This window comes from Streptomyces sp. NPDC085944 (genome assembly GCF_040686295.1).
Lineage (GTDB): Bacteria > Actinomycetota > Actinomycetes > Streptomycetales > Streptomycetaceae > Streptomyces > Streptomyces salinarius.
In genome coordinates this window covers 234,537-245,949 of record NZ_JBFBJX010000004.1, presented here as the reverse complement: position 1 = coordinate 245,949, position 11,413 = coordinate 234,537, and the positions used below count along the sequence as shown (strand labels likewise).

Here is an 11,413-nt window from a genome sequence, read left to right as displayed (position 1 = left end):
CATGGAGATCGGTCTCGTTGGTCTCGGCAAGATGGGCGGCAACATGCGCGAGCGTCTGCGCAACGCCGGCCACACCGTCGTCGGATACGACACCAATCCCGAACGGGCCGACGTGGACAGCCTGGTCGAGCTCGTCGACCGGCTGGAGCGGCCGCGCGCGGTCTGGGTGATGGTCCCGGCCGGTGGCGCCACCCAGCACGTCATCGACCAGCTGGCCACGCTGCTCAAGCCCGGGGACACCGTCATCGACGGCGGCAACTCCCGCTGGACGGACGACGAGAAGCACGCCGAGGAGCTGGGCAAGCGCGGCATCAACTTCGTCGACGCGGGCGTCTCGGGCGGCGTGTGGGGACTGAAGAACGGCTATGCCCTGATGGTCGGCGGCGACAAGGAGACCGTCGACGACCTCAAGCCGATCTTCGACGCCCTCAAGCCCGACGGCCCCTACGGCTACGTCCACGCGGGCAAGGTCGGCGCCGGGCACTTCTCCAAGATGGTCCACAACGGCATCGAGTACGCCATGATGCAGGCCTACGCCGAGGGCTGGGAGCTGCTGGAGAAGGTCGACTCCGTGGACAACGTCCGCGAGGTCTTCCGCTCCTGGCAGGAGGGCACGGTCATCCGCTCCTGGCTGCTCGACCTGGCGGTCAACGCCCTGGACGAGGACCACCACCTGGAGAAGCTGCGCGGGTACGCCGAGGACTCCGGCGAGGGCCGCTGGACGGTGGAGGCGGCGATCGACAACGCGGTGCCGCTGCCCGCGATCACGGCCTCCCTCTTCGCCCGGTTCGCGTCCCGGCAGGACGACTCGCCGCAGATGAAGATGATCGCCGCGCTGCGCAACCAGTTCGGCGGGCATGCCGTGGAGTCGGCCAAGAAGTAGGCGGCGCCGAGGACGCGTTGACGTGATCGGCCGGTGCGGGTCAGAGTCCCTCCCTGATGGAGATCAACGACCTGACACCGGCCGAGTCGCGTCTTCGGCGGGCGTTCGCCTCGGGCACCGACGTGGACTTCCGCGCCGGCTGCCCCACCGCGGCGGACTCCGACGACCCCGCCGGCGGCGGCACCTGGGGGCCCGAACGGACCGTGCGCGCGAGCGTGCTGCGCTCCCTGCTCCTGGACGGGCCGCGGGAGGAGGGCCGGGTCGCCGCGCTCAGTCTCGCCGGGGCGCGCGTCACCGGGCGGCTGGATCTTCAGTACGCGACGGTCGACCACCCCGTGCGCCTGCGGCACTGCCACTTCGACGAAGCACCCCGGTTCTACGGGGCCCGGCTGCGTGAGCTGAACCTGAGCGAGTCCGTGCTGCCCGGGCTGATCTCGCACGCCGTGCGGGTGGAGGGCGTACTGCGGCTGACCCGGGCCCGGTTCGACGGCATGGTGCGGCTCGCGGGGGCGGAGATCACGGGCAGCCTGTACCTGGAGGGCACCCGCATCGAGGCACCGGACACCGAGGGCCCGGTGCTCCAGCTCAACCAGGCCGTACTGGGCGCCGACCTGTGGGCGCCGGGACTCAGCACCCGCGGGCCGGTGCGGCTCACCGGCGCCTCCGTCACGGGCACGGTGAACCTCCGGGACGCCCGACTCGACGCCGCCGGCGGCACCGCCCTGGATGCGCAGAACCTCGTCGTCGGCTCCGGCGTCGGCGCCGCGTGCCTGCGCGTCCGCGGCCGGGTCGACTTCCGCGGCGCCCGCGTCCCGGGGACCCTCGACCTGCTGCACGCGAGCCTGTCGTCGACGGGCGGCACCGCGCTGCGCGCCAGCAGCTGCGTCATCGGCGAGCTGTGGCTGCGGCGCGGCGACCGGATCGAGGGCGCCCTCAACCTGCGGCGCTCCCAGATCGACCTGCTCACCCTCGACACCGGGAAACTGCCGTCCGAGGTGTATCTCGGCGACCTCACCTACACCGCCCTCGCCCCGCACGAACCCGCCGAGCGGCGGCTGCCCATGCTGGAGCGCGACGGTGACGGCTTCGTGCCGTATGCCTATGAGCAGTTGACCGCCTCCTACCGGCGGATCGGCGACGACGACGCGGCGCGGCTGGTGCAACTGGCCAAGCAGCGCCGGCGGCGGCGCACCCTGCCCTGGTACGGCCGCCTGTGGGGGCATCTGCAGGACGTCGCCGTCGGCTACGGCTTCCGTCCGCTGCGCGCGGGCGGCTGGCTGCTGTCGCTGCTCGCGGTCGGCTCGGTCGCGTACGGCCTGCACCATCCACCGCCGCTCAAGCCGGCCGAGGCCCCGGACTTCAACCCGGTGTTCTACACGCTGGACCTGCTGCTGCCGGTGATCTCCTTCGGCCAGGAGAGCGCCTTCGCGCCCGAGGGCGGGTACCAGACCCTGTCGTACGTCCTGATCCTCATGGGCTGGATCCTGGCCACCACCGTCGCCGCCGGTGTGACCCGCACCGTCAGCCGCCAGTGAAGCCGGCACCCGAGCGCCGGCCGCGAGCCGAAGCGTCTCGGGTTCCGGGTGCGCGAGTGCGGGGTATGCCAGACCCACCCCGAAGAACGATCAAGGAGAGCGATGGCGATGCCACCCCTGCGGCAGGAGGTCGACGCGGGTGCGGCCGAGCTGGACCCCGAGGCACTGGACCGGCTCGACCGGCACTTCGCCCGGCAGGTCGACGAGGGACGACTGCCCGGGTTCCTGGTCGCCGTCGCGCGCGGCGGCCGTGTCGCCCATCTGACCGTGCACGGGCTGCGGGACGTCGCGGCCGGGCTCCCGGTGACGGCCGACACGCTGTGGCGGATCTACTCCATGACCAAGCCGGTCACCGCGGTGGCCGTGCTGACCCTGGTGGAGGAGGGCCGGCTCTCGCTGGACGACCCCGTCGACCGGTATCTGCCGGCCTTCGCCGAGCCGCGCGTGTACGTCGAGGGGGGCGGGGCGGACGTCGTCACCCGGCCGGCCGCCGGTCCGGTGCGCGTCCGGCACCTGATGACCCACACGGCCGGGCTGACGTTCGGCTTCTACCACTCCCACCCCGTCGACGCGCTGTACCGGGCGGCCGGTGTGGAGTCGTCGGTGCGGCCGGGCGCGGGCCTCGCGGAGACCGTCGATCTGTACGCCTCCCTGCCGCTCCAGTTCGAGCCGGGCACGCAGTGGAACTACTCGGTGGCCAGCAATGTCCTCGGACGCCTGGTGGAGGTGGTCTCCGGGCAGCCGCTCGACGCGTTCTGCGCCGAGCGGATCTTCGGCCCGCTCGGCATGACGGACACCGGCTTCCACGTCACCGACGAACAGGCCGGCCGGCTGGCCGAGCTGTACGGCGAGACGGACGACGGCGGTATCGAGCCGGTCCCCGGCCTGCCGCTGCGGGGCGGTCGGCCACGGTTCCTGTCGGGCAGCGGCGGCCTGGTCTCCTCGGCATACGACGTGCACCGCTTCGCGGAGCTGCTGCGGCGCCGGGGCGAACTCGACGGCGTCCGCCTGCTCTCCCCCGCGACGGTGGACCTGATGACCCGCAACCACCTGCCCGGCGACGCCGACCTGCGCGCCTTCGGCAGCCGCCCGGCGCACGACCGGCCCGGCAACGACGGGGTCGGCTTCGGCCTCGGCGTCTCCGTGGTGATCGACCCGGACCGCACCCAGGCGCCCTCCGGGCTCGGCACGTACGGCTGGAGCGGGGTGGCGACGACCACCTTCTGGGTCGACCCGGGCCGTGACCTGACGGTGCAGTTCCTGACCCAGGTGCGGCCGAAGTCCTCGCACACGGTCTACCCGGACCTCAAGCGGCTGGTGGCCGCCGCCGTGACGGACTGACCGCCCCGCCCTCTCCTGCTCAGGACGACAGGTGCGCCACCGCGTCGAGGTGGGGCAGGTGGTGGTCGAGCCGTTCCCGCTTGGTCCGCAGGTAGGTGATGTTGCTCTCGCACGGCGGTATCAGCAGCGGCACCTGCTCGCTGACCTCGATGCCGTGCCGTACCAACGCCTCCCGCTTGCGCGGGTTGTTGGACATCAGGCGCACGGAACGCACTCCCAGGTCGCCCAGGATGCGGGCGGCCACACCGTAGTCGCGGGCGTCCACCGGCAGGCCGAGGGCGAGGTTCGCCTCCACGGTGTCCAGGCCCTCCGCCTGCAACGCCATCGCGCGCAGCTTGGCGAGCAGTCCGATGCCGCGCCCCTCGTGCCCGCGCAGATAGACGACCACCCCGCTTCCCGCGGCGGCCACCTCCCGCAGCGCGGCGGCGAGTTGGGCGCCGCACTCGCAGTGCTGGGAGCCGAAGGCGTCGCCCGTGAGGCACTCGGAGTGCAGCCGGGTGAGCACACCGTCGGTGCCCGGCTCGCCGTGGACGAGGGCCACTTGCTCGTCACCGCGCTCGTGGTCGAAATAGCCGTACGCGCGAAATTCCCCGTACACGGTGGGCAACGGCGTCACGACCACCCGTTCCACGTCCGTCCGCTGCGACGTCTTCTTGCCGAGTACACCAATTTTTTCCGTCATGATTCTCGCGTTCCTCAACAGATCAACAGATGCTCTAATGGCTCAACAGTTTTTGTCGACCGAGACGAAAGGCCGTGCGGGAATGGATGTCTCACTGGTGCCGGCGGACACGACCGAGGACGTGCGCGGGCGGTGCGCCCGAGCGCCGCGTCGGGTGGCGGTGCTGCCGGTGGGGAGTTACGAGCAGCACGGGCCGTACCTCCCGCTGGCGACGGACACGCTCGTCGCCTGCGCCATCGTCCGCGAGATCGCCGCCGCGTATCCGGTGCACCCGCTCCCGCCGGTGACGATCGGCTGCTCGCACGAGCACGCGGACTGGCCGGGCACGGTCAGCATCTCCTCGACGACCCTGCACGCCGTGGTGCGCGACACGGCCGACTCGCTGCGCCGCTCGGGTGTCGACGCCCTGGTGGTGGTGAACGGACACGGCGGCAACTACGTCCTGGGCAACGTCGTCCAGGAGGCCACCGCACGCGGCGAACGGATGGCGCTGTTCCCGGCCGCGGAGGACTGGGAGGATGCGCGGGAACGGGCGGGGGTGACCACCTCGCTGCTCACCGACATGCACGCGGGAGAAATCGAGACCTCCGTTCTTCTGCACACACATCCCGAATTGGTCCGGCCCGGTTACGAGGCCGCCGATTTCGTCGCGGACGACCGGCGTCATCTGCTCTCCCTCGGCATGTCCGCCTATACCGATTCCGGTGTCATCGGGCGCCCGTCACTGGGTTCGGCGGAAAAGGGGAAGGAACTGCTGGCGAGTCTGGCGGATTCCTTCGGGGCGTATTTCTCGGTCCTGACGGCGGCGGACGTGCCCCGGCAGGGGGGCGAGCGCGGGTAGGACCTGCCGGGGTCGGGGACACCGTCCGCCGGGCAGGTGGACCCGGCCCTCGGGCCCGCGGTTGTCCCGTCCGCCGGGCCCGCGGCTGCGGCTGCGGCTGCGGCTGCCGACCCCGTACGCGTCCCGCCGTACCGGCGCACGACGAGCACGACGGCGCCGGGCAGGCTCGCCACCAGGCTGAGCACCCCGTACACGGCGGCCACACCCAGCCCGGTGCCCGCGCCGAGCCCGGCCGCGCCGAACGCCCAGGCGGTGACGCCCTCCCGAGGGCCCCAGCCGCCGACGTTCAGCGGCAGCGTCATGGCGAGCAGCGCGAGCACGGCCAGTGGTGTCAGTACGGAGGCGGGGGCGGCGCTGCCGGCCGCCCGCGCGGCGAGCAGGAACATCGCGAGGTAGCCGGCCAGGACGACGGCCGACGACACCGCGACCAGCGGCAGGTTCCGCCGGGACAGCAGCGCTTCACGCGCCTCGGCGAGCATCGCCCGCGGGGCCCTCCTCCTGCTGGTGGGTGCGGGCGCCCGGTTCATGCGCAGGGCGAGGACGACGGCGAGTGCCCCGGCCAGTGCCACCCCCACGAGCGGCGCCGCGTGCCGGGCGCCGGCCCGCACCGGGGACGGCATGGTGAGCAGCACCACGACCGCTAGGAGGGTCAACGCGACCTGCCCGGCGACGCGTTCGAGGACAACGGACCGCACTCCGCGCCGCAGGTCTCCGGTGCTGCGCCCGTGCCGCACCGCGCGGTGCACGTCACCGAGGACGCCGCCGGGGAGGGCCGCGTTGAGGAACAGCGCGCGGTAGTAGTCGGCGACGGCCGGGAGGAGCGGCAGCCGGATGCGCAGACCGCGGGCCACCAGGGCCCAACGCCAGGCGCTGCACACGGTGGTGACGAGCCCGATGCCGAGCGCCGCCAGGAGCGTGGGCGCGTCGATCCCGCGCAACCCGCCCAGCAGGGGACCGGCCCCGGTCCGCCACAGGAGTACGCCGAGGACGGCGAGGCCGACGAGAGTCCCCAGGTGGGTGCGCAGGACGCAGCGCCGGGGAGGTGTGTCGCCGTTGCCGCCGGTCGTCGTGGTGTTCCGGCGCGGGGCCGTCGGCACGGGTTCGGCTTCCGCCGCCACCGTCGTCGGTGCGCTCACGGGGCCCCGCCCGTCGGCCGGCACAGCGCCAGCAGGTCGGTGTGGTGGACGACGACGCACAACTCCCCCGCTGCACAGGCGGCGAGGCGCTCCTCCAGGTACCGTTCGGCCGGCTCGCGCAGTTCGGGCCGCTGTTCCACGGCCGCTGCGACCCAGCCCCGCAGCCACTGCTCGGCGAGCGCGGCCTCGTCCGGTCCCAGCCGCCAGGGGCTGGGGTGCGCCCGTACGGTGGCCCCGTGCGCGGTGAAGACCTCCACCGCCGAGGACGCCGCGTCGGGACCGAGCAGGCCGGTGCGCCGCTGGTGGTCGTTGAACGCCTCGGTGATCTCGGCGTCCAGGGGGTGGGTGGGGGCGAGTTCGACCCGTCCGGCGACGGAGAGCGTCAGCAGGGCCGGGCAGCCGGCGGCGGCGCAGGCGGCGGCGAGGGTGCCCACCTCCTCGGCGGTGAGCACGTCGAGCAGCGCGGACGCCGTGACCAGTCCGGCGCCGGCCAACGCGTCCGGCGTGAGCCGGGCGAGATCACCGCGCCGGGTCTCGACGGTGACACGGCTCCCGTCCGCCGCCGAACGCGGGGCGCCGACGGCGGCGAAGTGCAGGAGGTAGGGGTCGCGGTCGTGGAGCACCCAGTGCTGGGCGCCGTCGAGGAGCGGGGCGAGCCAACGTCCCATGGAACCGGTGCCGCAGCCCAGGTCGTGCACGACCAGCCCGTCCGCCCGGCTCGGCAGGTTGGCCAGGCGGATGCGGAGCGGATCGAGCAGATCACGCGCCCGCGCGGCGGCATCCGCGGGCTCACGGAGCCGCAGCCACGCGGGCGCATAGCGCGGCGGATCGCCGGGGCGCCCGGGGTCGGCGGGCGTGGGTTCGGCCGGGGCGGGTTCGCGGAGGCGGAGCGTAGCTCGCTCGGCCGTGGCCCGACCGGGGCCGTCAGGGCTGTCGGAGCCGTCGGGACCGTCGGGACCTTCGGTCCGCCGGTCGGTCCCGTCCCCGTCGCGCGTGTCCACCGGGTCGGCGTGCTCGCCGGGCCGGGCGGCGGACCCGGCGTCCGGCCGACCGGCGGACGGGGCGGGCCCGGCGGGTGGGTCCGCGCGCCGATCCCGCGGTCGCCCCGCGAACGGCTCCGCCGGTCGTGGCGTCGGCGGGCGTGGCGTCGGTCGTGGCGTCTGCCCGTCGCCGGTCGGTCCGGCGCCGGGGATCACCCCGTTCGTGGACTCGGCGGCCTCCTGAGGCCCGGGCTGGGCCGGAACGGCTCCCGCGGCCGGTGCCGTCGTCTTCCTCATGCCGCCTCCCTCGGTTCGTTTGGCAGTCGGTGCAGTACGGCGGCAAGGCTCCGCGCGGTGGCCGCCCAGCCGTTCAGCGCCGCTCGGCGGCCTCTCGCCGCCGCCTTGAGCCGGCGCCGTACGTCCGCCTCGCCGAACCAGCCGCGCAGTTCGGCGGCGAGCGCGACGGGATCCTCCGGCGGAACGAGGATGCCGGGCACCCCGCCGTCGGGCGCCCGCCCCACCGCCTCCGGGAGGCCGCCGACGTCCGTGGCCAGTACGGGGATGCCGCGCGCGAGTGCCTCGGTCACCGCCATGCCGTACGTCTCGGCGTACGAGGTGAGGACCATGAGGTCGGCGGTGGCGTAGGTGGCGTCGAGCTCCGTGCCCGACCTCGGTCCGGCGAGCACCAGCCGTTCCTCCAGACCGTGCCGCGCGATCAGCGACCGCAGCCGCCCGACGTACTCCGGGTCGTGCCCGAGCCCGCCGACGCACACGCAGCTCCACGGCAGGTCGGCGACCGCCGCCAGCGCCTCCACGAGCCGGTGCTGGCCCTTGCGCGGGGTGACGGCGGCGACGCACACCAGCCGGGAGACGCCGTCGGTGCCTGGCGCGAGGGGCGAGATGTCGGCGCCGGGCGCGGCGACGTGGACGCGGGCCGGGTCGAGCCCATGGTGGGCGACGAGCCGGCGCACGGCCCAGTCGCTGGTGGCGACGACCGCCGGTACGGCACGCAGCACCGCACGCTCGCGCGCGTCGAGGTCGGCGGCGACGGCGGGGTCGAGGCCGGTCTCGTCGCCGAGCGGGAGATGGACCAGGACGGCCATGCGCAGCCGCTCCGCCTCCGGGACGACGACCTCGGGCACCCCGCAGGCGACCAGTCCGTCGAGGAGGACGACGGCACCGTCCGGCAACCGGCGCAGAAGCCGGGCGAGTTCGGCGCGGGCGGCGTCGTCCGGCCGGGGCCAGGCCCCGTCGACGGGGAGCCCGCGCACCCGCCAGCCGAAGCCGGGCAGGTCCAGCCGCACGCGGCGGTCGTAGGCGTTGCCGCCGCTGGGGGCGGCCGGGTCGTCGACGCCGCCGGGCATGACGAAGTGCACGGAGCGCAGGGACATGGGGACGATTCCGCCGTTCCTCGGGGCGGCCGGCGTCTGTGCGGGCACGTGGGCGAGACGGGAGCGCGCCGTCGTCGTGGGAACCACCGGTTCGGTGGACGTGTCGGTCACAGCGCACACTCGTAACTCGCCCAGGCGACGTGCGACTCGTGCAGGGTGACGGTGAGGCCGGCCAGGCCCTCGGCGCCCTCGCCGAGCGCGCCCTTGTGCACGCGCTCGGCCAGCCGGTCGGCGATGACCTTGGCGAGGAACTCGGTCGAGGTGTTGACGCCGGCGAAGTCCGGTTCGTTGTCGAGGTTGCGGTAGTTCAGCTCGCTGACGACGGCGCCCAGCTCCTGGGTGGCCAGTCCGATGTCGACGACGATGTTGTCCTCGTCCAGCTGCTCGCGCCGGAAGGTGGCGTCCACCAGGAACGTCGCTCCGTGCAGGCGCTGCGCGGGCCCGAAGACGTCGCCGCGGAAGCTGTGGGCGATCATGATGTGATCGCGGACGGTGATGCTGAACAACGGACGACCCTCCAGGTGTGGCACGTCTGGTCCCCCGCCTGTCGCGGCGCGGGGTGCCGTCTATTACGGCCGAGTGCCTTCCCCTGTTCAGTGGGCCGTACGTCTTTTCTCAAGGTCAGGCGCCGCCGCGGGTCTCCGCCCCGGTGTCCTCCCCGTCGTACCGGATCCGGTGGCACAGTGCGGAGATCTCGCCGGAGGCCAACCGGGGCATCAGCTCGGGCAGTTCGGCGAACGCGGACTCGCCGGTGACGAGCGTGTCCAGCGCCGGGTCGGCGAGCAGGTCGAGGGCGAGGGCCAGCCGGTCGGCGTAGGTGCGGGTGGCGGCGCGGGCCGGGGAGACGGTGCCGACCTGGCTGCCGCGCAGGGTCAGGCGGCGGGAGTGGAAGGCCTCGCCGAGGGGCAGGGCGACGCGCCGGTCGCCGTACCAGCTGAGTTCGACGACGGTGCCCTCGGTCCGCAGCAGCTCCAGCGACCGTGCGAGCCCGGCCTCCGTCGCGCTGGCGTGCACGACGAGATCGCGGTCGCCGAGGGCGTCGGCGGGGGACGCGAAGCCGACACCGAGCGCGGCGGCGACCTCCGCCCGGCCGGGATCGGCGTCGACCAACTCGACCCGGACACCCGGGAAGCGGGCCAGCAGCGCGGCCACCGAGCAGCCGACCATGCCGCCGCCGACCACGGTGATCCGGTCGCCGACCAGCGGCGCCGCGTCCCACAGCGCGTTGACGGCGGTCTCGACGGTGCCGGCGAGCACGGCCCGCCCGGCGGGGACGGAGGGCGGCACCGGGGTGACGGCGGCGGCCGGGACGACGTACCGGGTCTGGTGCGGGTGGAGACAGAACACGGTGCGCCCGGCAAGACGCTCCGGACCCTCCTCCACCACACCGACGTTGAGGTAGCCGTACTTCACCGGTCCGGGGAAGTCGCCCTCCTGGAACGGCGCGCGCATCGCCGCGTACTGGTTCTCGGGCACCCGGCCGCCGAAGACGAGGGTCTCGGTGCCCCGGCTCACGCCGCTGAAGAGCGTGCGCACGAGCACGTCGTCCGGGCCCGGTACCGGCAGCGCCACCTCGCGGACGGCACCCCGGCCGGGCGCTTCGAGCCAGAACGAACGTGCCGTGCGGGTCATGGAAAGTCCTCCTGAACGATCGGGAAGCCACTCACGTACCGAGGGATGCACAAGCCGCGCACAAGGTAGCGGCGTTGATCGACTCTGTCACACGGCCGGAGGGTGTTCGGTGGCCCTGAACAACACGTACGACCCGTACGACGTCTACGACGCGAGGCCCGTTCAGCAGGAGACCGCGGTGGGCGCGGGCGCGATGCTCCTGCTGCTGGTGCTGCTCGGCACCGCGATCGGCATGGGCACGGCGGGCTGGCTGACCGGCCTGGCGTTCGCGTTCGCGAGCTGGGCCGTGCTCTCCCGGGCCCTGCACCGCTCCCGCCTGCCGTCGTTCGGTCCGGCCAACCGGGTCACCCTCGGCCGGGCCGCTCTCGTCGGCGGGGTCACCGCCCTGGTCGCGGACTCCTTCCGCAGTGCGCCGCCGGTCTCCCTGCTCGTCGGCCTGACGGCCGTGGCCCTGATCCTGGACGGCGTGGACGGCAGGGTCGCCCGTCGCACCGGCACGTCCACACCGCTCGGTGCGCGCTTCGACATGGAGGTCGACGCGTTCCTGATCCTGGTGCTCAGTGTGTACGTCGCCATGGACCTGGGCCCGTGGGTGCTGCTGATCGGCGGCATGCGGTACGTGTTCGTGGCGGCGGCCAGGGTGTGGCCGTGGCTGACCGCTCCGCTGCCGCCGAGCACGGCCCGCAAGACGGTGGCCGCGTTGCAGGGCGTACTGCTGCTCCTGGCGGGCGCGGACCTGCTGCCGCGCCTCGCGAACGCCGGAGTGGTGGCCGTGGCGCTGGGCCTGCTGGTGTGGTCGTTCGGACGGGACGTGCGGTGGCTGTGGCGGCGGTCCCGGGTGCCTGCCGCCCCGGCCGAGACGGTGCCGGAACTCGTCGCCCGGTGAGCCTGTTGCGCCCTGTGAGCCCGGTGCGCCCTGTGAGCCCGGTGAGCGGCCGGTCCGGTGGACGCCCCGGATGTATTGCCCGTGAAGGTCGGCAACAGCCCGACGG

General features: G+C 73.8%; 10 protein-coding genes and 1 pseudogene. 5 read left to right on the top strand and 6 right to left on the bottom strand.

The window, feature by feature from the left end:
* Nucleotide 1 precedes the first annotated feature (1 nt).
* From gnd to AB0P07_RS09745, 3 genes are all read left to right on the top strand, one after another.
* Nucleotides 2-883: a phosphogluconate dehydrogenase (NAD(+)-dependent, decarboxylating) gene (gene gnd, locus AB0P07_RS09755; RefSeq protein ID WP_061441303.1), complete on the top strand. Its 882-nt coding sequence runs from the start codon at nt 2-4 to the stop codon at nt 881-883.
* Between the two features lie 56 nt (nt 884-939).
* A complete protein-coding gene (locus AB0P07_RS09750) occupies nt 940-2,418 on the top strand; it encodes a membrane-associated oxidoreductase (RefSeq protein WP_365547565.1) in 1,479 nt (492 codons plus the stop codon).
* A 108-nt stretch (nt 2,419-2,526) separates the two neighbouring features.
* Nucleotides 2,527-3,759 carry a serine hydrolase domain-containing protein gene (locus AB0P07_RS09745; protein WP_365548136.1) on the top strand — a complete coding sequence of 411 codons (1,233 nt, stop codon included), beginning with the start codon at nt 2,527-2,529 and terminating at the stop codon, nt 3,757-3,759.
* 19 nt (nt 3,760-3,778) lie between these two features.
* Here the strand turns inward: AB0P07_RS09745 and ribA are convergent, their stop codons facing one another.
* Nucleotides 3,779-4,441 carry a GTP cyclohydrolase II gene (gene ribA / locus AB0P07_RS09740; RefSeq protein WP_102929520.1) on the bottom strand — a complete coding sequence of 221 codons (663 nt, stop codon included), beginning with the start codon at nt 4,439-4,441 and terminating at the stop codon, nt 3,779-3,781.
* 82 nt (nt 4,442-4,523) lie between these two features.
* On the opposite strand from ribA, the gene AB0P07_RS09735 reads away from it, so the two are divergent.
* The gene (locus AB0P07_RS09735) at nt 4,524-5,282 is read left to right on the top strand and encodes a creatininase family protein (protein WP_365548133.1); all 759 of its coding nucleotides are present in this window, start codon (nt 4,524-4,526) and stop codon (nt 5,280-5,282) included.
* Between the two features lie 215 nt (nt 5,283-5,497).
* Here the strand turns inward: AB0P07_RS09735 and AB0P07_RS09730 are convergent.
* From AB0P07_RS09730 to AB0P07_RS09710, 5 genes and pseudogenes are all read right to left on the bottom strand, one after another.
* Nucleotides 5,498-6,379: pseudogene (locus AB0P07_RS09730) on the bottom strand (lysylphosphatidylglycerol synthase transmembrane domain-containing protein); the annotation flags it as partial.
* A gap of 35 nt (nt 6,380-6,414) precedes the next feature.
* Nucleotides 6,415-7,419, bottom strand: coding sequence for a class I SAM-dependent methyltransferase (locus AB0P07_RS09725; protein ID WP_365547562.1), 1,005 nt, complete (start codon nt 7,417-7,419; stop codon nt 6,415-6,417).
* A 272-nt stretch (nt 7,420-7,691) separates the two neighbouring features.
* Nucleotides 7,692-8,876 (bottom strand): glycosyltransferase family 4 protein, encoded by a 1,185-nt coding sequence (locus tag AB0P07_RS09720; RefSeq protein WP_365548130.1) that lies wholly within the window; start codon nt 8,874-8,876, stop codon nt 7,692-7,694.
* A 20-nt stretch (nt 8,877-8,896) separates the two neighbouring features.
* The gene (locus AB0P07_RS09715) at nt 8,897-9,295 is read right to left on the bottom strand and encodes a 6-carboxytetrahydropterin synthase (RefSeq protein ID WP_365547559.1); all 399 of its coding nucleotides are present in this window, start codon (nt 9,293-9,295) and stop codon (nt 8,897-8,899) included.
* A 115-nt stretch (nt 9,296-9,410) separates the two neighbouring features.
* Complete coding sequence (locus tag AB0P07_RS09710) at nt 9,411-10,421, bottom strand: zinc-binding alcohol dehydrogenase (protein ID WP_365547556.1); 1,011 nt, start codon at nt 10,419-10,421, stop codon at nt 9,411-9,413.
* A gap of 109 nt (nt 10,422-10,530) precedes the next feature.
* Between AB0P07_RS09710 and AB0P07_RS09705 the strand changes: the two genes are divergently transcribed.
* Entirely contained in the window at nt 10,531-11,307 is a 777-nt protein-coding gene (locus tag AB0P07_RS09705) for a CDP-alcohol phosphatidyltransferase family protein (protein WP_365547554.1), read from the top strand.
* The last annotated feature ends 106 nt before the right edge of the window (nt 11,308-11,413 follow it).